Genomic DNA, 22,147 nt, shown 5'->3' with positions numbered 1-22,147 from the left:
GGATGCCGAAACGTTCGGTAAGGCCGCGCGCCCCCGTAGTCACGAGGGCGGCGCTGGAATCAGCCCGCCTTCGCCCAGCACCGCCTCGACGATGACCGCGGCAGGCGCGACGATGCAGCTTTCGGGATCATTCAGCACGCGCTCAATGTACGCTAGCGAGAGTGCTTCCGTACCCGCCCCGTCAGCGCGGAAGGGGCAGCGGTACGCAATGCACGTCCGCCATCAGCGATGCGACGTCCGTCTTCGCGTTCAGGTTGCCCGTCAGGGCGAACGCACCCGCGGTCATGCCATGATATCGGCCGCGAAACGCCAGCACCGAACGCTGGCCGGTGGCCGTCTTCATCGGCTTGACGACGGCCTCGGTCGCGTCCGAGTCGGACGGCCCGCAGAACTGGATGCGGGCCTGCCGCGCGAACATTTCTGGCAGCGCATCGAACGGCGCTTCGATGAAGCAACTCTTCGCGGGCGTCGTGAGGTCGAGCGCCTGGAGCAGTTGGTCCGGCTGAAAATATTCAATCACTCAGTCGCAGACGTACGGGTGATTGTGGCTCAGCTCCAGCGTGCCGGCGCGAGACAGGCAGTCGAGACACTCCTTCCCATCGCTGTCGGCCACGTGCGCGCGCCAGCGTTGCCGAACTACCTCGAACATATCGGATAGATCGAACAATTCAGCATCTGGTCTGTTCGTCGGCTCAATCCCTGAAAGAGCCATTTATATGACGGACTTGCGTTCCGCTGTGATTCTCGCGCTCGCGACGACCGCTTGCCCGAGTGCAATACCGCCGTCGTTGGTCGGCACGTCGCGATGCGCATGTACGTCGAAGCCTCGCCGCCGAAGTTCGACCAGTGTATTCACCAGCAGAAATTCATTCAGGAACACGCCGCCGCTCAGCACGACCGTGTCGAGCGCATGCCGGCTACGCAGCAGATCGCACAGCGACGCAATCGCCAGTACGATCGTCGAATGAAAGCGCCGGCTGATCGTCGCCAGCTCGACGCTACCGGCAGTATCCGACACGACCTGCCGCACGAGCGGCCGGTAGTCAAGCTCGACCGGCGCGTCGGCGGACGGGTCAAAAGCGTAACGATACGGTTTGCTCATCGCCAGGTCGCGCGCAAGCAGCCCCTCGAATTCGATCGGCCCGTGTGCTTCATATTCCGCCCGCGAGCAAACGCCCGCCAGCGCCGCGACGCCGTCGAACAACCGCCCCATGCTCGACGTGCGCGTCACGTTGATGCTCTTCCGCCACATCGTCGCGTACACGTGCCGCGCTTCATGGCCAAGCGCCGCAAGCGCGGGCACGCACGCCAGCATGCCTTCATCGCCGTCGAACGATTCGAGCGCAAGTGCGAGTGCCGTGCGCACCGGTTCATGCACCGCCTTGTCGCCGCCGAGCAGCGACAGGTAACGCAAGTGTCCCGCGCGCTGCACCGCCCGCGCGTCGCCGATGAAAAACTCGCCGCCCCAGATCGTGCCGTCGATGCCATAGCCGGCGCCGTCCAGAATCACTCCGATGGCCGGTCCGTCGAGTCCGTTGTCGGCGAGGCACGACGCCATGTGTGCATGGTGATGCTGGACCTGCTGACGCGACACATGTGTGTCCGACGCGAGCCGGGTCGACCGGAACGATGGATGCAGATCGCAGGCGGCCACTGTAGGCTTCACGCGATACAGGTCTGCCAAGTGCGACGCGATCGTCTGGTGCGAACGAAACGTGTCGTCGTTGCCGAGATCGCCGATATGCTGGCTCACATAGATTCGCTCGCGATCCGCGAGCGCGACTGTCGTCTTCAGTTCCGCGCCATAGGCGACTACTGGCGCCATCGATCGCCCGACTTCTATTACGTATGGCGCGAAGCCTCGCGCGCGCCGGAAGAAACTGATCTGCGGTTCGGGCAACTGCGGGTGGTTCGAGCAACGAATCACGGAGTCGTCGATACGAATCGCGATGTCGCGGTCGTTCAGCAGCACCAGGTCGGACACCTCGAACAAGCGCGCGAGTGCCTCCTCGTTGCGATACGCAATCGGAAATTCAGACACGTTTCCGCTCGTCATCACCAGTGCCGGCAGGTCGGGATCGGACAGCAGCAGGTAATGCAGCGGCGCCGACGGCAGCATCACGCCGAGGTTCGGATTGCGCGGTGCGACGTTCTCCGCCAGGCCAACGCCGTTTAACTTGCGCAGTAGCACGATTGGCCGGCCGGGCGACCTCAGCCATTGCGCCTCAAGTTCGCTGCAGTCGGTCCAGCGCCGAGCCGTCTCGACCGACGCCATCATCAGCGCGAACGGCTTAGAATTGCGGCGCTTGCGGTCGCGCAGCCGCGCGACCGCGTCCGGATTGCGCGCGTCCACGACGAGATGAAAGCCGCCGACGCTCTTGACCGCGACCGTCAGGCCCGTGCGTAGCGCGTCGATCGCCGCGCGCAACGCGTCGTCGCCGGCCGACAGCATCCGGTCTGCATCATATAGCTCCACCCGCGGCCCGCATTCCGGACACGCATTCGGTTGCGCGTGATAGCGGCGGTTGGACGGATCGCGGTACTCCGCTTCGCACCGGGTACACATCGTGAACGCGCGCATCGTCGTATTGATGCGATCGTACGGAATCGCCTTGATCAGCGAGAAGCGCGGCCCGCAGTTTGTACAGTTAATGAAGGGATAGCGATAGCGCCGGTTGGCCGGATCTGCCATCTCGCCCAAGCAGGCATCGCACACGTGCGAATCCGCAGGCAGTTGCGCTAGGTTACTGCCGCTAGGCTCGCTGTCCCGGATCACGAAGCGCTCCGTCGCGTCAAGCAGCGGCGCGACGCAGTGCGACTGCAGCGACGCTACGCGCGCAAGTGGCGGCAATTCCGAGCGTAGTGCCGCAGCGAAATCGGCCAGTGCGTGCGCGTCGCCCTCCACCTCTATCAGTACACCGTCGGCATCGTTCAGCACCCAACCGCGCAACGCGCGCGACGTCGCAATCCGGTACACGAACGGCCGGAAGCCGACGCCCTGCACCACGCCGGTAACACGCACGCGCAATCGAATCGGCCCGTTCGCGCCGGCGTGCGGAGCGACGGCGGTTGCGTTGCCGGTCAACATAGGCGCGGCAACTCCGCGCCTGCCAGTTCCTCAATCGTGCGCTGCTCGCCGTTGCGGGTGCGCATGACGACTGCGCGATCGCCCGCGTCGCGCACCTCGCCAATCTCGACCGCCTGCCTGCCGTATGGATGACCGCGCAGCACCGTGAGCACCTGCTCGACATGCTCCGGCGCGACGAACAGGCAAAGGCAGCCTTCGTTCGCCATATTGATCGGATCGACGCCGAGCATGTCGGCCGCCATCGCGGTCTCCGCCTGGATCGGTAGGTCGGCTTCACGAATTTCGATCGTCGAATCGAGCGCGGACGCATATTCGTGCATCACGGCCGACAAGCCGCCGCGCGTGACGTCGCGCACCGAGCGCAGCGCGTTTTCCGGCATCGCGTCAAACAGCATGGCCAGCATACGGTTGAGCGGCGCGCAATCGCTCAGCACGCGCGTCTCGAATCCGAGCCCTTCGCGAATCGATAACAGGTGGATCGTGTGATTGCCGATCCACCCGCTCAGGATAACGCGATCGCCCGGCCGCACATGCTTCATCCGCAGTGGAGCGCGCCCGAAGAATCCAACGCCCGTCGTGTTGATGAAGATCCGATCCGCTTCGCCCTTCCCGACGACCTTTGTATCGCCCGCGACGATCTTTACGTTCGCTTCGCGCGCCGTGTCGCGAATCGACTCCAGCACTCGCACCAGGGTGCTCAAGGGCAGACCCGTCTCGAGAATCAGTGCGAGCGACAGGAACTTCGGCGTCGCTCCCATCACCGCCAGATCGTTGACGGTACCGCACACCGCGATCTTGCCGATGTCGCCGTTGCCGAACAGCGGTGGATCGACGACGAATGAATCCGTCGTCATCGCGAGGTATCCACCGTCGACGTCGAGCAGCGCGCTGTCCTCCATTTCGCCGATAAAGGTATCGCCCAGCACCGACACGATCATTTCTACCAGTTCGCGGCTGAGTTTGGCACCCGTGCCGTGGTCGAGTACGATCGCCGAGCGCGAAAGATCATTGATATTCATGGATGCTTCGATCGAAAGTTTCGGGATACATGCTGTCGTCCGCTGGCCGCGTGTGCGGCACCGCGACCGGCGAGTCTGTGCGTCAAGGCGTCTTGATCACCTTGCGAGGCAGGCGACCGAACGCGTCGATCGTGCGTAGTACCTCGGCCGATTCGGTCACGGTCGCGCAATAGGCATCGAGCCATTCGAGCGCTCGCTTCTTGTCCGTTTCCTGCGCGGACACGACACAGTCGGACGGCACCCAGATGTTGTATCCACGAAAGAACGCATCCGCCGCCGTGGTCTGCACGCAGATCTGCGTCTGCATGCCGGTCACGACCACGGTGTCGACGCCGCGCGCCTGGAGCATTTCGTGGAGATCGGTCTCGTAAAAGCCGCTGTCCTTGTTCTTTTCGACGACCAGATCCGATTCGACGAGGAAATCGGCGATTATCTGTGCGCCTTCGCTACCTTTCGTCACAGGCAGATACCCGTTGTACCGCTCGGCGTTCGCGTCGTCTTCTCGATTGATGAGTTGCAGGTGTACGATCTCACAGCCTCGGTCCCGCATGCCGTCTAGAAACCGGCAGAAATTGTCCTTCGCGTCGGCCACGGCGCGAATGCGCTCGGGATTCTTGTTTACCAGTTCGTACTGGAGATCATTCGTCAGAACCGCAATGTTGCTTGCCATGTCATGCATTCCTGTCGGATAGGTGAGTGACGGCCACGGTCGCGCTGACGGCCGCAGCGGCGCGATGGTTGTTTTCGCTGCGCCAACGCCCGCACGGCGCGCGTCGAGCTCCACGCGGCCGATCGTGTCAGCCGTGCAATAGATCGTACAGAGCGAAGCGGCCGGCGGGATCTTCGCCGCGATATGCGGCGTGTCGGCCAGCCAGTGCGCGAGCACTTGCGCGACCAGAATCCCCAGCCGATCGCGAGTACGATCGCCTTCGCGGCGTGTGGCGCCGGCGGGTCGCACCGGAATCGCACGGCCAGCCACGTGATCAGCCGAGTCACCGCGTAAGTCATCCCGAAGCTGCAGATGCCCTACACTACGGCTGCGCGGCCCACGATCCACGGCCCAACCGCATGGTTCGCATGAGCGGCCCACACACCCTGCACGCACATCGCGAGGAGCGACGCCAACGTGGGCTGGCGTCATGCGTCGTCCCGCTGGACGGACGTGGTCTCGAACTCGGACTCACCGAGAATCGGCGTGTCCGAGCGGTGCCAGAACGTTTTCGTGCGCTGCTGGTAGGCGATCACGTCGTCCACGTACGCGCGCAGAAAATAACCCGTGATCACGCGGCCGTTCACGCGCGCGAAGTCGTCGAGTCGGCCGTACTCAACGAAACCAAGACGACGCCATAGCTGCTCGGCCTTACCATCGCTGCGTACATCAATGACGATCATTTCGCAGCCCATCTCCTTGACACGTTCGAGCGCAAGCCGCCAGCCGTCGAGCACGAACCGCCCTCGATACCCAGGCTCGATCACGCAGCGCTTCATTTCGACGATGTGCCGCCGCGCGGGCAACGCTTGACGCGCGAGAATCAGCATGCCAACGATCCGACCGCCCGGCAGCTCGCGTGCGATCAGCAGGTCAACCGCGCGCGCGCGGAGGTCGGCATCGAGAGACTCCATCATCTCGAGACCGGTCGACGCGGTGATGGGTTCGAAGAATCCGAGCGTCGTCTCGCGCGTCGATACCGTATTCATCAGGTCGACCAGCTCGGTCATGTCCTGTCGCGACAACGATGACGGCCATTCAAATGTCATAGAGCCCTCATGCAGTGAAATACCGAATCAGGGAAATCGCGCCGCGGCGACGCATCGCGCGCTGCGCGGAGGACGGCGTGCAGCACACGCGAGCGCGCCGGCTTTCGGCCACAGTGGTGACCGCCGCAACCGGTTCCGTCATAGCCGTCTCAGGGATTCGGTGCCGGCAAGCGCGCGCTGTGCGCGACTTCAACGAAGTAAGACACGAACGGCGCGTTGAGCTTGACGAGGTGTTCGACGAGGCGCGCTTCGTCCGCCGGGTCTTGATCGTGCGCGTGATCATGTTTCAGAACCATATTGACGTGATCGTCGGGCGTTCATCTCAGGAGTACGGAGGATAATCGCATCGATCAACTGCACGCGCAATGCAGAAAGTGGATGGAATTGACCTGCATCAGGCCGATGTCTACCGTTCCGGTGGAAATATGGTGAGAGGCACGGGTTCTGTCGCAATAGCGTAGGTGAGACCAGACTTATCGCTTCTGGGTCGCTGCCGCGCATCGGATGTGCCAAAGTACAGGCTCGAAACGTTGACCGACGGAGAACCCCTGATGAAGCTTGCCGCGGTCGGCGTAGCTGCTGCAAAACGCGTGTTTCGATTGCGCTGGGTAGAAGCGGAAACCATCAGCTGGGAGCGGCGCAGCCTGTAACGTCGACGGTGGATTCGGCCGGTATCCGTGGGTTGGCTCCTCACATTACAGGGTTCCGTCTTGCGAACCTGCCGCGCTCTCTGTCCGAGAGTCTGCCGTAAAGGCTGTCTCGTAGTATCGTGGCGGATTTTTCGCGGACCGTGCTGCGCATGTCTTCAGCAGACTGTTGTTCCTCCGCTGATTGTTCAATGTTGCCGTAATCAGCGCGTGTGCGATTGAGGCTGGGTCGGCAGCAGTCATTCGCGGGGGATCCCCCGCGAATGCCGCCAGTTCCCGGCAATCGCGGTCAGGGAGACGTTGAGATGCTTGCCGCGGACGGCGACCAGCGTGCGACCCTTGCGAATACGATGTACCAACTCAATACCTGAGAGAGTGATCGCTGCGTTCCTGAAACGTTTGGAGCCGAGCATGACTTTCGTCCGGGACTTGATGTTGCGGTGGTCCTGCTCGACCAGATTATTGAGATATTTCGAGGATCGGACCTTCGCGCCCTCAGGCAGCAAGCCATCGGCCTTCATCTCGCGCACGGCGCTGTGCGAGGCTGCATAACGATCAAGCGTGATGGTCTTCGGTGGCGGCTGGGCTTGATGTTTGATTGCCTTCCTGAAAAAGGCTTTTGTCGCCTTCACGTCGCGCTTGGCACTGAGCATGAAGTCTACCGTCTGGCCCACCGGATCCACCGCCCGATAAAGATAGATCCACTTGCCGCGCAAGCTCGAGACAAGTCTCGTCGACGCGCCACGACTGGCCGGTGGGCCTGCCGAAGCGGCTCCAACCGTTTGACGAACTCCGGCGTAAAGCGCCGCACCCAGCGCAGGATTGTCGTGTGCGCCAGCGACAGGCTCCGTTCCGCCTTCATTTCGACCAGATCGCGCAGGGCTAAGCTTGTAGTGCAGGTACCAGCGAACACACAGAATGATCACATCGCGGTCAAAGTGACGGCCTGCGAACAGTTCGTCCAGACTCTTCAGCTTGCTCATCGTCGGTTCTCAATTCGCTCAGCCCGACACCTTAACCGATTCGCCCCCGCGCTATTTGCACCAGAGTCGGCGAAGAAAGGCGGGGACAATCTCGGCTTCAGCGGCCACAAGAAGAAGGCTGCAAGGTGGTTGCCCTGTGTGACCGGAATTGCAACGTGATCGCGCCGTTCGTCAGAGCACCGGGCAATCGCGATGAATCGCCGCTGTTACGAGAAGCACTGACGCGCCTCGCGAGCATCACCCGTGCGGTGGGGCTGGATCTACGGGGCACGGTCATGAGCCTGGATGGCGTGTACGATTGCCGGGAGAACCGCAAACCCCTTTTCAATCGCGGCATGGTGATCAACGCTAATTCCCCCGGCAGAAAGGGACCAAAGCGCGGGCGCACGCCACTGTTCGATCCGGCCGTCTTTAAAGAACGGTTCAGGACAATCGAGAGGGTGTTCGCGTGGGAAACAAGTTCCAGCGCCTGCTGCTGCGCTTCGAGCGACTCAGCCACCTGCACTACGCATTGAAAACCCTCTCGCCTACACGATGATCAACCTTCGGGCTGAAGCTGATCACTCGCTTCAAAACCTTTGTTTCGTCGCAGGCCATCACGCCGTGGTCACCCTCGCCCGCGTCATGTCGAACCATTCGCACGACGACACACATCGTCGCATCGCACGCCTGGCAGCCGCGATTCCTTCCCATCCCATTGGCTTGTCCAACCGCGCTGCGCCGAGCCTGCTCGAAACGCGCAACTAGTTGCATGGCACATGATACCCGACGCTTATCGCGACAAAGCCCGAAGACTGCCCATACTTATCCATTTTCAAACCGGCAGCCGCGCAGGAACCAACACCTATCCGAGCACGTTGTCGATGCTGCACCTCAGTATCTGCATTGCTTCCTCGATCTGATCATCGGTGGTCACCAGCGGACAAAGACACTTTATTACCTGGCCGGAATGGCCGGATGTTTCGATGACTAGTCCCTGTCGGAACGCCTCGCCAGTAATCTTGGTCGCCAAGGCGCCTGATTGAACGTCAATGCCACGCATCAGTCCGAGCCCGCGTTCCTCCGCCTCAACTTGACGATATCGCAATAAATCTATCAGCTCGAGAAAGCCTTTCCTGACTATTTCTCCTTTGCGCCGGATCTCGTCTGCGAAAGCATCGTCCGACCAAAAGTATTCCAGTGCTTTCGCACCGGTAATCATGGCCGCATTGTTTCCGCGGAACGTACCGTTGTATTGCCCTACCTCCCACTGATCATGCTCAGGGCGAATCAAGACCTGCGAGAAAGGCAATCCAAATCCCGACAGCGATTTCGAGTTGGTCACGAGATCCGGCACCACCCCAGCGTGCTCGAAGCTGAAGAACCGGCCGGTCCGACCGCACCCCGCCTGGATGTCGTCGATGATCAATAAGATGTCTTGATCTCGGCAGACCGTTTCCAGCTCTTGCAGCCACGCCGGAGAAGCGACATTGATTCCACCTTCTCCCTGCACCACTTCAACGATAACAGCTGCTGGGTAGTCCAGTCCGCTGGAGCGATCGCTCAGGCATTTTTTGAAATACCTCAGGGTATCGACACCTTTGCCCAAATAATTGTCGAATGGCATTAACGCGTTGCCCATGGACGGCAAACCGGCTGCGCTCCGAAACTTCGCATTTCCCGTGAGGGCGAGCGAACCCATGGTTATGCCGTGGAAGCCGTTGGTGAAGGAAACAATGGTACTTCGTTTCTTTATCTTCCGAGCTAAGCGAATGGCGGCTTCAACCGCGTTGGTGCCAGTGGGTCCTGTCAGATGCACCTTGTAGTCAAGTCCACGAGCCTTCAATATCAGACGGTCAAAGGTATCTAGGTAAGCGTATTTTGCTGCAGTCCAAAGGTCCAGTGAATGAACGAGGTTGTCGCCCCGTAAATACTCTATGATCGACTCCTTCAAAGCCGGATGGTTGTGCCCGTAATTGAGCGCTCCCGCGCCTGCTAAGAAATCAATATAGCGTCGGCCATCGACCGAGTAGATCTCTGCGCCCCGCGCCTTGCAGAAGACGACTGGAAAAGCTCGCGAATAGGTGCGGACATTGGATTCTAGCTCCGTTAGCTTCTCAATCATGTGCTCCATGAATTCTCCGGCATAACACTGCATTGGATTTATATCTGCGCCTAGCCATTCCGTTGGCGTCATCTCTCCGCAAGTCAAGCCGGAGGAAGTCGTGATGTTCCGGGCGCAATAGACGAGTGACGAATATATAACCGCGGCTGGCATGCAACCACACAGCACCTGGAGATCCGCGTGCAAAGGAGGTACGAGCGAGCTAACGGTGTGGCGCGAGAGGGATGCTCATGGATCTCGTACGTGCGATGTCAGGGACGTACGGTTTCAATGTGCCCAACGCGTCGAAGCAAACGCAACGCGGTGCAATTTACCTCGTACTCCGGTTTTCAATAATCGGTCCATTTGTGCTCCATATAGACCATCATGTTGCTCTAGTCTGGCGATACCGGCGTCATTGGCTTCTCGTAGATACAAGAATCGGCACGATACATTTCATGAGATTCATGGCATCTACAGTTGTTGCGAGAGCGGGTTCACGGCTTGTTTAGCAAGAGCCGCACCCGAACATGACGAAGTCGCTAGACATACCGTTCAATAGGTCTTAGTCAGAAGTGCTACACGGCACTGTGTCGATCATTTGCTAGTAACGGGTTTGTTTTGTCGGGAAAAGGACATTTTTCAGCCCGGCGCAATTTCTCAACAAATATCCGCCAACCTTCCGCCGTCCGGTACCTTACGAGGGTTCGGACCGGCATGGCCCAAAAGCTGCTTAGAGTCGGTCCGCGGACTGGGCCTGATCAGCGTGTGGAGCAACAGGAACAGATCAATGACAGCTCCGACCTCCAATAGTTGCAGCTGTGTAGCTCTGTGGTCCGCAATGATCTTCCCTACTGGAAATTTATCGGCAAAAGAGGGCGGTTTGGAAAGCTTTTACGATGTCATGCGAAGTCATGGGGCGACGCGGCGCAGTTTCCTCAAGTTTTGCAGTTTGACCGCCACGGCGCTAGGGCTCGGTTCGTCGTTCATCCCTCGTATCGCGCGCGCATTGGAAACGAAACCACGGACCCCGGTAATCTGGCTGCATGGCCTCGAATGCACGTGCTGCACTGAATCGTTTATCCGCTCCTCTCACCCACTTGCGAAGGACGCGATCTTCTCGATGATTTCGCTCGATTACGACGACACGATTATGGCGGCGGCCGGCATGCAGGCCGAAGCAATCCTGAACGACATCATGACCCGCTACAAGGGCAGCTATATCGTCGCCGTCGAGGGCAATCCGCCACTGAACGAAGACGGCATGTTCTGCTTTCCTGGCGGCGAGCCGTTCATCGAAAAGCTCAAGCGTGTATCCGCGGACGCCAAAGCGGTGATCGCGTGGGGTGCTTGCGCATCATGGGGCTGCGTGCAGGCAGCAAAGCCTAACCCGACTCGCGCAACACCGATCGCCGGCGTGATTCTCGACAAGCCGATAATCAAGGTGCCAGGTTGTCCCCCGATTCCCGAGGTAATGGCTGCAATCATCACATACGTGGTTACGTTCGACCGTATCCCGCCGCTCGACCGTCAGGGGCGACCTAAGATGTTCTACGGGCAGCGCATTCATGACAAGTGCTATCGCCGGCCTCACTTCGACGCTGGCCAGTTCGTCGAGATCTGGGACGACGAGGGTGCGCGCAAGGGCTATTGCCTGTACAAGATGGGTTGCAAGGGACCGACCACTTACAACGCGTGCTCGACAGTGCGCTGGAACGACAGCGTATCGTTCCCGATCCAGTCGGGACACGGCTGTCTTGGCTGCTCGGAGAACGGCTTCTGGGACAAGGGCTCATTCTATGACCGGGTCGTCGACATTAACCAGTTCGGCGTTGAATCGAATGCCGACCGTATCGGTCTGGCGGTGGTGGGTGCAGCTGGCGCTGCAATCGCGGCGCATGCAGTCGTCAGCGCGATCAAGAGTTCAGCGGTCAAGATGCAGGAACTGAAATCGCTCGGCGAAGCACATAATAAAGCAGCACAAGAGGATAATCGCCAATGAGCTATCAGACTCAGGGCTTCACACTCGACAACACCGGGCGTCGTGTTGTCGTCGATCCGATAACGCGGATCGAGGGGCACATGCGTTGCGAGGTCAACCTCGACAGCAACAACGTCATTACGAACGCGGTCTCCACTGGCACGATGTGGCGCGGCTTGGAGGTCATCCTGAAGGGCCGCGATCCGCGCGACGCGTGGGCATTCGTCCAGCGTATCTGCGGCGTGTGCACCGGCGCGCACGCGCTGACCTCGGTGCGCGCGGTCGAGAACGCACTGAACATCCCGATACCCGACAATGCGAACCTGATCCGCAACCTGATGCAGGCAACGCTGTGGGCGCACGACCACCTCGTCCACTTCTATCATCTTCATGCACTCGATTGGGTCGACGTGGTGTCGGCGCTGCGGGCCGATACGAAGCGCACCTCGGAGCTTGCGCAAAGCATCTCCGACTGGCCGCTGTCGTCACCCGGCTATTTCCGTGATCTGCAGTCGCGGCTGAAGCGCTTTATCGAGTCTGGCCAGCTTGGCCCGTTCCGCAATGGTTACTGGGGCCATCCGGCGTACAGGCTACCGCCGGAGGCTAATCTGATGGCGGTTGCGCATTACCTCGAAGCACTCGACTTCCAGAAGGACATCGTCAAGGTACATACGGTGTTCGGAGGCAAGAACCCGCACCCGAACTGGCTTGTCGGGGGCATGCCCTGTGCGATCAACATCGACGACGTGGGGGCGGTAGGCGCAATCAACATGGAGCGTCTGAATCTCGTTTCTCGAATCATCGATGAGACGATCAAGTTCTGCGATCAGGTGTATCTGCCGGACGTGATCGCAATCGCCAGTTTCTACAAGGACTGGGGTTCCATCGGTGGCGGATTGTCCTCGCAATCTGTGTTGTCGTACGGCGACTTCCCCGACCACGCAAACGACTACAGTGCCCAAAGTCTGCTCGCGCCGCGCGGCGCGGTGATCAACGGCAACTTCAACGAGATCAACGATGTGGACGTCTGCAATCCCGATGAAATCCAAGAGTTCGTCGCGCACTCTTGGTACCGCTATCCCGAGGGCACGCACGGCCTGCACCCGTATGACGGCCAGACCGAACCGCACTTCGAGCTCGGCCAGGCTACCCGGGGAAGTAAAACGAGGATCGAGCAGATTGACGAGTCGGGCAGGTACTCATGGATCAAGGCACCGCGCTGGCGTGGTCACCCAATGGAGGTCGGTCCGCTTGCGCGTTACCTGATCGGCTATCATCAGAACCGCACGGACATCCGCGAGCCGGTCGATGCCCTCCTCAGGCGGCTCGACGTGCCACTTGCCGTGCTGAACTCGACGCTCGGCCGCACCGTGGCCCGTGCGCTCGAAGGTCAGTGGGCCGCGTACAAAATGAAGTACTTCTTCGATCGGCTGATGGCCAACATAAAGGCCGGTGACATATCGACGGCAAATGTCCACAAATGGCAGCCGTCGACATGGCCGTCGACCGCACGCGGAGTGGGTTTCACCGAAGCACCACGTGGCGCGCTGGGCCACTGGCTGAAGATCCGTGACACGAAGATCGACAGCTATCAATGCATTGTGCCGACCACGTGGAACGGCAGTCCTCGCGATGAAGCGGGGCGGATTGGCGCATTCGAGGCGAGCCTGATTCAGACGAAGATGGCCCGTCCCGACGAGCCTCTGGAGATCCTGCGCACGCTGCACAGCTTCGATCCATGTCTTGCGTGCTCCACCCATGTCATCGGACCTGCCGGCGAAGAACACGTCAACGTCACGGTGCGCTGAGACGGCCAGGCAACGATGTCTAGGAACCAACATATGAAGACCTATGGTTTTGATGGCAACGCCCCTTCGCAGGTCGACAGCAGGCGGATTACGTCGGTCTATGTGTATGAGGCGCCGGTGCGGCTATGGCATTGGCTAACGGTCTTGTCGGTGATAGTGCTCTGCAGTACTGGCTATTTCGTCGGAAAACCGCTTCCGACGCTGTCGGGCGAAACTCATGCTTATTTCCTGATGGGTTATATCCGCTTTGGGCACTTCTGCGCGGGCTATGTACTGGCGGTCGGCCTGATCTTCCGCGTTTGCTTCGCGTTCCTCGGCAACGCGTTCGCGCGGGAGATTTTTGTCGTGCCCGTCTGGGATACCCAGTGGTGGCGAGAGTTGCTCTACGAATTGCGCTGGTATCTGTTCCTTGCACGCTACCCGTGCAAATATGTCGGCCACAATCCGCTCGGCCAGATCGCGATGTTTGGCTTTTTTATTGTGGCTATATTGACAAGCGTCAGCGGCTTTGCCCTGTACGGCGAAGGTCTTGGCAATGATAGTTGGGCCTCGCGCCTGCTCGGTTGGACGATCGCGGCACTCGGCGGAAACAGCCTGTCGCTGCACAGCTGGCACCGGCTCGGCATGTGCAGCATAGTGCTGTTCGTGATGATTCACGTCTATGCCGCGATTCGCGAAGACGTCATGTCGAAACAAAGCATGATCTCGACGATGGTCAGCGGCTTCCGGATGTTCAAGAACTGACCCATGGAAACAACGACGGCACACACCCTGCCCCATATCGTCGTGCTCGGCATCGGCAACGTGCTGTGGGCGGACGAAGGCTTCGGTGTTCGGGCGGTGGAACGACTCAACGCGCTTTGGCATTGGCCGGAGCATGTGGAGCTGGTGGACGGCGGTACGCAGGGGCTCGCGTTACTGTCATTCGTTGAATCGGCGGATCGGCTCATTGTGTTTGATGCAGTCGATTTCGGTCTGGAGCCGGGCACGCTCGCCGTGCGGGAAGGCGATGCGGTACCCGCCTGCCTGAGCGCCCGCAAGATGAGTTTGCATCAGGCCGGTTTTTCGGATGTGCTCGCCTGCGCGCAGCTCAAAGGCAATTACCCCGACAGTCTGGTGCTGATCGGCGTTCAGCCGGTCGAACTAAATGATTTCGGCGGCAGTCTGCGTCTAGCGGTCCGTACCCAGATCGAGCCCGCCATAGCGGTAGCGGGCGAATGGCTGCGACGCTGGAGTGCATTCCCCGTTACGCACGCTGACCGCGATGCGCCAGTTTCGTCGTTGAACGCCAACGGTCTTGCGCTGTCCCGCTACGAGAGCGAACGTCCTTCGCCGCAAAGCGCGAACCGGCACGGCGACACGCGCTTCTGGCATCCTTCGGAGCCTTGCTGATGTGCGTCGGTATTCCTGCGCGCGTGCGACTCGCCAACGGTCTGCGCGCGCAATGCGAAAGCCGCAACGGACCTTGCATGGTCGACCTGTCGCTCACGGGACCGCTTGCTCCCAATACGTGGGTGTTGACGTTCCTCGGCGTGGCGCGTGAGGTGATTGATGAGGCGCGTGCACGCGACATCGAATCGGCCCTCGCCTCGCTCGATGCGATCGCCCACGGCGAAAGCGGTCTTGACGCCTACTTTGCAGATCTGATCGATCGCGAGCCAGAGTTGCCAACACATTTACGCGAGAACATTACGCGATGACAACAACACAGGGCACATCCGCCGCGTCGACGCTCGAGTGCCTGCGCGAACGTCTGCTCAACCAGGGCTTTCTCGAACTGCAGAACCAGTTTGGGCCAGACTCGTTCCGCGCGGCCTTTGCCATCCCGCCGGCAAGCGCAGCGATCGCGAATCGCTTTGGCGTGCTGCGTCACCCGACGCTGATATTCCTGCGTGAAGGGTGCTGCCTTGGCGCGATCGAAGGACTGCGCGACTGGCAGGATTATCTGCAGTGTTTTACACGCATGCGCACTGAGCTGCCCCAGCCGGTACCGATCCAACTCACCGTGTACGGAGCCCGATCATGAGCCGCCCGTTCCCTGTTTCGTTCATGACGGCCGGCTCGCAGCCCGAGCCCGATGACTGGTCGTGCCTGCCGCTGCCCTCCCCGAGCGAAATCTGGCGCACGACGGCTGCGCCCGAGCACGGCGCGGACGACGTGCTGGCGCTGTTGCGCGCCATGGTCGCCGCGCTTGATGGAAATCCGTCGCCCGCGCACCCGCTCGTCTTCCGGGTCGGTACCTTGGGTGCCGACGCGCATCGACTGCTCGCTCAGATCATGGGCGAAGGCGAGGTGTCGGCGCGGGTTGTGTCGAGTCGCGGAGCCCGAACCGATGCCGGTGCGCTCGTCCGCATTCAGGAATGCCGGTATCCAGGTATCTGGCGGGTCATCGTCGACAGCGCGAACGGCGTGCGCATCGACGACCGGATCGAAATCGGCGCAATTCCGGCCGCAATCCTCAACGAAGCGTGCCACAGCGGCACGACGCAAGGCACAATCCCGGACACGGCGAGCCACAACTTGACGAACGCGCCGTCCATCGCCAGCGAAATCGTTGCGGCCCAAGCCAGGGCTGTCAGCTGGCGCGGCGCGGGCAGTCACGTCATCAACTTCAGCCTGTTACCCGTCACGCCCGCGGACGTGGCATGGCTCGACAACATGTTGGGCGCGGGCACTGTCGGTATCTTCTCGACTGGCTACGGCAAGTGCACGGTCATCGCCACCACTTGGCGTCACGTGTGGCGTGTGCGCTATTTCGATGGATCGAACAAGGTTCTGCTGGACACACTCGATATTGCCCTGATTCCCGAGATGGTCATGGCGTCAGCCGAGGACCTTATGGACTCGCTGCGGCATCTGCGCGAAATCGTGAAATGGCTGGAGGACTGATGTTCGAAGGCAGCTATCGCGGCGGCGACCATGTGCTGCGAGCGAATCGCCGGCTCGAATGCAAGATCGGCTGGTGGGTCTATGATCCCGCACAGGGCGAGTCCGCCTGGAACGTTTCGCCTGGCACGCCGCTCGCCGATCTGCCCAATTACTGGAAATACCCAGTATGCAATGGCTCGCACGATCAGTTCATGTTATTTCCAGACTGAAGCCATGGCGCCCACAGCATCGTCTTTCAGCGCCGACCTGACGCACCGGATCGAGGGCGCGTTCGAGCAGATAGCACAGACTCGCATGTGCGACCTGCCCTTTCTAAATTCGCGCCTGAGTGTCGCCGCGGTGGCTTTTCGTCCGTGGCAGTCCAGCTGGATCGGTGTGCTCGTAACGCCGTGGGGCATCAATCTACTGCAATTGCCGACGCCCGATGCACCGTTTCCGCCGACGCGCGCCGACGCCGTGACCGAAGTCGCCCTGCCGGGCGGGGTTATGCCGTTCCTGCCGGCGCGGCTCGATACGCTCGGCGAGTTCCGGATGTGCTCGCTTTTTTCACCTGCGCGACAATTTGCCGATCAGGAGACTGCGCTCGTAACCGCTTGGGAAACGATGCGGCTGCTATTCGAGCCGGAGAGCGTGGCACAGCCAAAGGTGGGTTCCGACGGTTCTGCACAATTACACCCGGATCGTCCCCGCCGGTTTCGGCGACGTCTGTTTGGATTGCAGCCGTGACGCCCTTGCAAGTTCGGGTTCTGGCACTCACGCTCGACGGTGATAATGAAGGCGTGCACTCGGTAGTCGGCCGGTGGTCGCCCGTGCCCGTCGAGCGTTTGCTGATCGGCCGGGATGCGTCTGACGCCCGAACTATAGTCGGCGCGATGCTCGTGCTATGCCGTCATGCGCAATGCGCAGCATCGGCGCGCGCGCTCGCGGCCCCACAACCCACCTTTTCGCCGGTCGCGACGAACGACGAACAGATCGAACTCGAAGCTGCACGCGAAACGCTGCGGCGCTGGCTAATCGATTTCCCGGGAACGTTCGGCGGGACGTGGTCAAGCGACGTGATCGCCCAATGGGCGGGACTCGGTTCGCGGGCGCGCATCGCCGATTTCTGCGAACGCCAAGTATTCGGCATGCCTGCCGCCAAGTGGCTAGCGCTGTCGAAGTCCGATCTCGCCTACTGGGCTGCCGGTACCGGGACGCTACCGGCGCGCTGGCTGAACGTCCTGCAAAGACAGGCCGCACGGCCCGTTTCGATCCGGCCGGCAGACGTGCTGCACAGTGTGCGCCAAAATGCTGCAGAAATGCTGCTCGCGCGCGATACAGGCGCATTGGAGGCGTCCGGGCCAGCTTGGCCCGCCCATGCGGACCTCTGGAGCGATCCGGAGACGGCACCGGATCTCGCTAGCGGATTGATGAGCACACGATTGCGCCATCTCGCACTGCTTTGCGCGAACCGCGCGAGTGCTGCAGCGGGCGGCCTGCGGTGCGGCGACATCAGCATCGGCTGGGCGCGCAGTGCTCGGGGTGTGCTCGTGCATCTTGCACGCCTCCAAGAAGGTAAGGTCGCCGCGTACCGAATTGTACCGCCAACCTGGTGGAACTTTGGCCGCGCAAACCTGCTAGAGGCCGCTCTTCGCGGCCTGCCTTGGGAAGCGGCGCAACCGCTCGCACAACGTCTCGTGCTATTGCTCGACCCATGCGCACCCTACCGGATCGATGTGAACCGCCGTGCATGAGGTGTCCGTTGCGGAAGGCATCCGGGACGTAATCGAGGACGAGGCGCGTCGCCATCAATATCGGTGCGTCCGCGAAATCGGGTTGGAGGTCGGGCAGCTTGCGAACGTCGATACCCGGGCGCTGCGTTTCGCACTCGATGTCGCACTGCGCGGCTCTCTCGCCAATGGCAGTGTCGTCACGATTCACGAGCCACCCGGCCACGCATGGTGCATGCGTTGCGGCGACACGGTTGAGCTACGGCGGCGCGGCGACGGTTGCCCCGCCTGCGGCAGCTATCAGCTCGCTGTGACGGATGGGGACCAGATGCGCATCGTCAGCATGGTCGTCGACTGAGGCATGTCGGCTGGTGCATTGCGGGATAGAAGTGACGCGAGGCTTTGGTTCAACCGGTCGCGCACCCGGTAGCGCATCCTGCAAAATCATTTGAGTTCCTTATGACCTGCGCGACGGTGCGCCAAGAACGGAGGACAAGATTATGTGTACGACTTGCGGATGCGCTTCATCCGAAGGCCAGATCGAGGACGACGGTTCGTGGACGACTCTCCATTCCTACAAGCACGATCAGGCGCACTTGCACGCCGCTGGCCGCGCGCACACTCACGACCGCATGCAAGGCGGCGGCCACGCGCATCCGCATGGGCCCCATGGGCGTCACATCCAGCTGGAGCGCGACATCCTGCACGAGAACAACCATCATGCGGGCGCGAATCGCGAGCGCCTGCGCCAACGTGGCGTATTCGCGTTGAACCTTGTATCGAGCCCCGGATCCGGCAAAACGTCGCTGCTGGTGCGCACGGTGTCGGCTCTCAAGGGCACCCTGCCCGTCGCCGTAATCGAAGGCGACCAGCAGACCGCCAACGACGCCGAGCGCGTTCGCGCGGCCGGCGCGCCCGCCGTGCAGATCAACACCGGCAAGGGATGCCATCTCGACGCGCACATGGTCGGGCACGCGCTGGACCGGTTGCCGCAGAATGAGGGCGGTTTATTGCTGATCGAGAACGTCGGCAACCTCGTTTGTCCCGCCTCTTTCGATCTGGGCGAAGCGCACAAGGTTGTCGTCCTGTCGGTGACTGAAGGCGAAGACAAGCCGCTCAAGTACCCGGACATGTTCGCCGCCGCTCGACTGATGCTGCTGAACAAGACGGATCTGCTTCCACATCTCGACTTCGATGTGAATAAGGCGTGCGGCTGCGCACGACGCGTCAATCCTTCGATCAAGATCTTCTGCGTATCGGCCCGCACGGGCGAAGGCTTCGAACATTGGCTCGACTGGATTCGCGCCGGCTGCGCTAGCGCACAGGCAGTTGCCGGACGGCCCGAATCTTAACCTGCTGCTGCTGGCACGCCGGCTCGCCGCCCTGCGCGATCCGGTCGAAATTGCCCGTAACTGGCACGCAACGCTCGCTACAGCGCTTGCCGACTGGCTGCGCCACGCGATGCGCGCCACCGACATCGATACGATCGCCGTCGGTGGTGGCTGCCGCACGAATCTCGCGCGGACGTCCGGCTTGCGAGATGCCCTGCGCGACGTGCGCTGCACGCTGCTGCAGCCCGTAGTTTGCCGCCGGGCGACGATGCACTCAGCTACGGCCAGGCGTGGACCGCAATCCAGCAATTACAGTCCCCTACTGTCCTGACACCGAAGGACCGACCGAAATGAAAGGAGTTCGATCATGTGCCTAGCCATTCCCGTCGAAGTCGTCGAGCTGCAGCCTGGCGAACGGGCTCGCGTCAGCGTCGACGGCGTAACACGCGAGATCTCGCTCGCGCTCGTCGAGAACGTCACGCCCGGCGACTTCGTACTGCTGCATGTCGGCTACGCGCTCGGCACGCTTAACCGGGCCGAGGCCCACGCAACGCTCGCGCAGCTCGCGGCGCTCGCTGCTTCGTGTGACGCTGACTCAGCAATGAGCGACGCATCCGGAGGAAACCCAGCGTGAAATACATCGACGATTTTCGCAATAGCGCCCTCGCGCGTCAGATCGCGAGGCGTATTCATGCCGCCGTTGAGCCGGAACGACGCTATCGCCTGATGGAATTCTGTGGCGGCCACACGCACGCTATCGCGCGATATGGCTTAACGGCGTTGTTGCCGCCCTGCGTCGAGCTGATCCACGGCCCCGGCTGTCCAGTGTGTGTCTTGCCGGTCGGGCGTATCGACAGCGCGATAGAGCTTGCGCTCGAGCATCGCGTCACGCTTTGCACGTATGGCGACACGCTACGAGTGCCCGCGTCGCGTCAGATGAGCCTATACAAGGCGCGGGCCGCAGGCGCCGACGTGCGCGTCGTCTATTCGAGCGCCGACGCGTTGGCATTCTCTCGCGCGAGATCTGACCGGCAGGTTGTGTTCTTCAGCATTGGCTTCGAGACGACCACGCCCCCCACTGCTGTCGCGCTGCTAACCGCGCAGGCCGACCGGCAGGACAACTTCAGCGTGCTCAACAACCACGTGCTCACACCCGCCGCAATACGCCATCTGCTTGCCGACAGCGATGCAAATCTCGATGGCTTCATTGGCCCGTCGCACGTCAGCATGATCATCGGCATAGCACCTTATCGCGTGATCGCGCGTGACTATCGCAAGCCGGTGGTCATCACCGGTTTCGAACCGCTTGACGTGTTGCAAGCCGTGCTCATGCTCGTCACACAGATCAACGAAGACCGCGCGGATGCTGAGAACCAGTACACCCGTGCCGTCACCGAACAGGGCAACCTGAAGGCGCAGGCACTCGTCGCGCAGACGTTCGAGTTGCGTAACGATTTCGAATGGCGCGGACTCGGGCTCGTGCCTGAAAGCGCACTCGCGATCCGCACGCCGTTTGCGCAATGGGACGCGGAAAAGCGCTTCAACCTGTCCGCTCAGCCGGTCGCTGACGTGAAGGCCTGCCAGTGCGGCCAGATCCTGCGCGGCCACGGCAAGCCAACTGACTGCAAGATGTTTGGGACGGCGTGCACGCCTGCGGCACCACTTGGCGCTTGCATGGTTTCGAGCGAGGGCGCCTGCGCAGCACACTACCAGTATGCTCGCTTCAACGATGCAGCCGCGGCCGGATGTGTTCACCAATGAAACACCCCATTTTTCATGCTCGCCCCCTCGACCTCAAACACGGCCGCATCGATCTGACGCATGGCGCCGGCGGCCGCGCCAGCGCACAACTGGTAACCGACGTATTTGCTCCGGCGTTTAATAACGCCTGGCTCGCGCAGGGCAACGACCAGGCCATCATGCCGCCTGTTGCCGGACGGTTAGCGATGAGTACCGACTGCCACGTCGTCGCCCCGTTGTTCTTTCCCGGCGGTGACATCGGAGTACTTGCCGTCAACGGCACAGTCAACGACCTCGCCGTCGGCGGCGCGCAGCCGCGTTACCTGAGCGCCGGATTCATTCTCGAAGAAGGTCTGCCACTCGTCGATCTCGTGCGCATCGTCCAGTCAATGGCGCGGGCCGCACGTGACGCTGGCGTGCAGATCGTCACAGGCGACACGAAAGTCGTCGAACGCGGCAAGGCTGATCGACTGTTCATTACGACAGCGGGCGTCGGCGTCGTACCGCGGGGCGTCGAGTTGGATGGCGGTAACGCGCAGCCAGGCGACGCCATCTTGCTGTCCGGATGTCTTGGCGAGCACGGTCTTGCCGTGCTGTCGCAACGCGAAAACCTAGGTTTTGACAGCAGCATCGTGTCGGATTGCGCTGCGCTCAACGGTCTGACCGAGCAACTACTCGAAACGTGCCCGTCGCTGCGACTGATGCGCGATCCGACGCGTGGTGGCCTTGGAAATGCGCTCAATGAAATCAGCCAGCAATCGGGTTTCAGTATGCGCATCTGGGAAGAGGCGCTACCGATAAAAACAACTGTGCGGGCGGCCTGCGAATTCCTCGGCCTTGACCCACTGTACATTGCGAACGAGGGCAAACTAATCGCCGTATGTGCGAGGCAGGACGCGCTCGCACTCGTCGATGCGATGCACGCTCATCCGCTAGGGCAAGATGCCGCGCTGATCGGCGAAGTAACGGATGATGCGCGCGGCCTCGTGAGAATGCAGACCTCGTTCGGCGGCGAACGACTCGTTGACTGGTTGAACGGTGAGGTGCTGCCCCGCATCTGTTGATGGAAAAAGGGCTCTGGTGCAAATAGTGCTAGGCAAATCGGTTAATG

Annotated in this window: 25 protein-coding genes and 1 pseudogene; 19 read left to right on the top strand and 7 right to left on the bottom strand. The window is 61.2% G+C overall.

Translation table 11 applies throughout. The annotated features are described in order from the left end of the window. Nucleotides 1–181 precede the first annotated feature (181 nt). From AB4Y32_RS34845 to AB4Y32_RS34825, 5 genes are all read right to left on the bottom strand, one after another. Entirely contained in the window at nt 182–520 is a 339-nt protein-coding gene (locus tag AB4Y32_RS34845) for a hypothetical protein (RefSeq protein WP_368725652.1), read from the bottom strand. A gap of 192 nt (nt 521–712) precedes the next feature. Continuing rightward, nucleotides 713–3,088 (bottom strand): carbamoyltransferase HypF, encoded by a 2,376-nt coding sequence (gene hypF / locus AB4Y32_RS34840; protein WP_368725651.1) that lies wholly within the window; start codon nt 3,086–3,088, stop codon nt 713–715. Next, the gene (hypE, locus tag AB4Y32_RS34835; protein WP_368725650.1) at nt 3,082–4,107 is read right to left on the bottom strand and encodes a hydrogenase expression/formation protein HypE; all 1,026 of its coding nucleotides are present in this window, start codon (nt 4,105–4,107) and stop codon (nt 3,082–3,084) included. Before hypE (AB4Y32_RS34835) ends, hypF begins: the two co-directional genes overlap by 7 nt. 82 nt (nt 4,108–4,189) lie before the next feature. Then, nucleotides 4,190–4,777, bottom strand: coding sequence for an isochorismatase family cysteine hydrolase (locus AB4Y32_RS34830; protein ID WP_368725649.1), 588 nt, complete (start codon nt 4,775–4,777; stop codon nt 4,190–4,192). 467 nt (nt 4,778–5,244) lie between these two features. Beyond that, nucleotides 5,245–5,865, bottom strand: coding sequence for a GNAT family N-acetyltransferase (locus AB4Y32_RS34825; protein WP_368725648.1), 621 nt, complete (start codon nt 5,863–5,865; stop codon nt 5,245–5,247). Nucleotides 5,866–5,879: 14 nt separating this feature from the next. On the opposite strand from AB4Y32_RS34825, the gene AB4Y32_RS34820 reads away from it, so the two are divergent. Next, on the top strand, nt 5,880–6,206 hold the full coding sequence (locus AB4Y32_RS34820; protein WP_368725647.1) for a hypothetical protein: 327 nt from the start codon (nt 5,880–5,882) through the stop codon (nt 6,204–6,206). A gap of 545 nt (nt 6,207–6,751) precedes the next feature. Here the strand turns inward: AB4Y32_RS34820 and AB4Y32_RS34815 are convergent. Further along, nucleotides 6,752–7,495: pseudogene (locus tag AB4Y32_RS34815) on the bottom strand (IS6 family transposase). Nucleotides 7,496–7,650: 155 nt separating this feature from the next. On the opposite strand from AB4Y32_RS34815, the gene AB4Y32_RS34810 reads away from it, so the two are divergent. Together AB4Y32_RS34810 and AB4Y32_RS34805 are read left to right on the top strand one after the other, a co-directional pair. Continuing rightward, complete coding sequence (locus AB4Y32_RS34810) at nt 7,651–8,010, top strand: hypothetical protein (RefSeq protein ID WP_368725646.1); 360 nt, start codon at nt 7,651–7,653, stop codon at nt 8,008–8,010. Nucleotides 8,011–8,029: 19 nt separating this feature from the next. After that, the gene (locus AB4Y32_RS34805) at nt 8,030–8,242 is read left to right on the top strand and encodes a hypothetical protein (RefSeq protein WP_368725645.1); all 213 of its coding nucleotides are present in this window, start codon (nt 8,030–8,032) and stop codon (nt 8,240–8,242) included. 97 nt (nt 8,243–8,339) lie between these two features. Here AB4Y32_RS34805 and ectB read toward each other — a convergent pair whose 3' ends face one another. Beyond that, entirely contained in the window at nt 8,340–9,608 is a 1,269-nt protein-coding gene (gene ectB, locus AB4Y32_RS34800; RefSeq protein ID WP_368725644.1) for a diaminobutyrate--2-oxoglutarate transaminase, read from the bottom strand. An 811-nt stretch (nt 9,609–10,419) separates the two neighbouring features. On the opposite strand from ectB, the gene AB4Y32_RS34795 reads away from it, so the two are divergent. The 16 genes from AB4Y32_RS34795 to hypE (AB4Y32_RS34720) all read left to right on the top strand — a co-directional run bounded on the left by AB4Y32_RS34795 (nt 10,420) and on the right by hypE (AB4Y32_RS34720) (nt 22,100). Further along, nucleotides 10,420–11,580 carry a hydrogenase small subunit gene (locus tag AB4Y32_RS34795; RefSeq protein ID WP_368725643.1) on the top strand — a complete coding sequence of 387 codons (1,161 nt, stop codon included), beginning with the start codon at nt 10,420–10,422 and terminating at the stop codon, nt 11,578–11,580. Continuing rightward, nucleotides 11,577–13,367, top strand: a complete 1,791-nt coding sequence (locus AB4Y32_RS34790) for a nickel-dependent hydrogenase large subunit (protein ID WP_368725642.1) — start codon at nt 11,577–11,579, stop codon at nt 13,365–13,367. Before AB4Y32_RS34795 ends, AB4Y32_RS34790 begins: the two co-directional genes overlap by 4 nt. A 33-nt stretch (nt 13,368–13,400) precedes the next feature. After that, entirely contained in the window at nt 13,401–14,111 is a 711-nt protein-coding gene (gene cybH, locus AB4Y32_RS34785) for a Ni/Fe-hydrogenase, b-type cytochrome subunit (protein WP_368725641.1), read from the top strand. Between the two features lie 3 nt (nt 14,112–14,114). Further along, on the top strand, nt 14,115–14,759 hold the full coding sequence (gene hybD / locus AB4Y32_RS34780; protein WP_368725640.1) for a HyaD/HybD family hydrogenase maturation endopeptidase: 645 nt from the start codon (nt 14,115–14,117) through the stop codon (nt 14,757–14,759). Next, on the top strand, nt 14,759–15,067 hold the full coding sequence (locus AB4Y32_RS34775; protein ID WP_368725668.1) for a HypC/HybG/HupF family hydrogenase formation chaperone: 309 nt from the start codon (nt 14,759–14,761) through the stop codon (nt 15,065–15,067). Before hybD ends, AB4Y32_RS34775 begins: the two co-directional genes overlap by 1 nt. After that, nucleotides 15,064–15,393, top strand: coding sequence for a hydrogenase (locus AB4Y32_RS34770; protein ID WP_368725639.1), 330 nt, complete (start codon nt 15,064–15,066; stop codon nt 15,391–15,393). The genes AB4Y32_RS34775 and AB4Y32_RS34770 overlap by 4 nt, the downstream gene beginning before the upstream one ends. 23 nt (nt 15,394–15,416) lie before the next feature. Then, the gene (locus AB4Y32_RS34765; RefSeq protein WP_368725638.1) at nt 15,417–16,256 is read left to right on the top strand and encodes a hydrogenase expression/formation protein; all 840 of its coding nucleotides are present in this window, start codon (nt 15,417–15,419) and stop codon (nt 16,254–16,256) included. Further along, nucleotides 16,256–16,465, top strand: coding sequence for a rubredoxin (locus AB4Y32_RS34760; protein WP_368725637.1), 210 nt, complete (start codon nt 16,256–16,258; stop codon nt 16,463–16,465). Before AB4Y32_RS34765 ends, AB4Y32_RS34760 begins: the two co-directional genes overlap by 1 nt. Continuing rightward, entirely contained in the window at nt 16,428–16,982 is a 555-nt protein-coding gene (gene hybE, locus AB4Y32_RS34755) for a [NiFe]-hydrogenase assembly chaperone HybE (protein ID WP_368725636.1), read from the top strand. Before AB4Y32_RS34760 ends, hybE begins: the two co-directional genes overlap by 38 nt. After that, nucleotides 16,979–17,989 carry a HupK protein gene (locus AB4Y32_RS34750; protein ID WP_368725635.1) on the top strand — a complete coding sequence of 337 codons (1,011 nt, stop codon included), beginning with the start codon at nt 16,979–16,981 and terminating at the stop codon, nt 17,987–17,989. The genes hybE and AB4Y32_RS34750 overlap by 4 nt, the downstream gene beginning before the upstream one ends. Then, on the top strand, nt 17,982–18,323 hold the full coding sequence (gene hypA / locus AB4Y32_RS34745; protein ID WP_368725634.1) for a hydrogenase maturation nickel metallochaperone HypA: 342 nt from the start codon (nt 17,982–17,984) through the stop codon (nt 18,321–18,323). Before AB4Y32_RS34750 ends, hypA begins: the two co-directional genes overlap by 8 nt. A gap of 142 nt (nt 18,324–18,465) precedes the next feature. Further along, nucleotides 18,466–19,317, top strand: a complete 852-nt coding sequence (gene hypB, locus AB4Y32_RS34740; RefSeq protein WP_368725633.1) for a hydrogenase nickel incorporation protein HypB — start codon at nt 18,466–18,468, stop codon at nt 19,315–19,317. Further along, nucleotides 19,295–19,627, top strand: a complete 333-nt coding sequence (locus AB4Y32_RS34735; RefSeq protein ID WP_368725632.1) for a Kae1-like domain-containing protein — start codon at nt 19,295–19,297, stop codon at nt 19,625–19,627. The genes hypB and AB4Y32_RS34735 overlap by 23 nt, the downstream gene beginning before the upstream one ends. Nucleotides 19,628–19,663: 36 nt before the next feature. Continuing rightward, the gene (locus tag AB4Y32_RS34730) at nt 19,664–19,930 is read left to right on the top strand and encodes a HypC/HybG/HupF family hydrogenase formation chaperone (RefSeq protein ID WP_368725631.1); all 267 of its coding nucleotides are present in this window, start codon (nt 19,664–19,666) and stop codon (nt 19,928–19,930) included. After that, nucleotides 19,927–21,057 (top strand): hydrogenase formation protein HypD, encoded by a 1,131-nt coding sequence (gene hypD, locus AB4Y32_RS34725; RefSeq protein ID WP_368725630.1) that lies wholly within the window; start codon nt 19,927–19,929, stop codon nt 21,055–21,057. The genes AB4Y32_RS34730 and hypD overlap by 4 nt, the downstream gene beginning before the upstream one ends. Further along, the gene (gene hypE / locus AB4Y32_RS34720; RefSeq protein WP_368725667.1) at nt 21,054–22,100 is read left to right on the top strand and encodes a hydrogenase expression/formation protein HypE; all 1,047 of its coding nucleotides are present in this window, start codon (nt 21,054–21,056) and stop codon (nt 22,098–22,100) included. Before hypD ends, hypE (AB4Y32_RS34720) begins: the two co-directional genes overlap by 4 nt. The last annotated feature ends 47 nt before the right edge of the window (nt 22,101–22,147 follow it).

It is taken from the genome of Paraburkholderia phymatum (assembly GCF_040965635.1).
Classification (GTDB): domain Bacteria; phylum Pseudomonadota; class Gammaproteobacteria; order Burkholderiales; family Burkholderiaceae; genus Paraburkholderia; species Paraburkholderia phymatum_B.
This window is presented reverse-complemented; position numbering and strand designations above follow the sequence as displayed.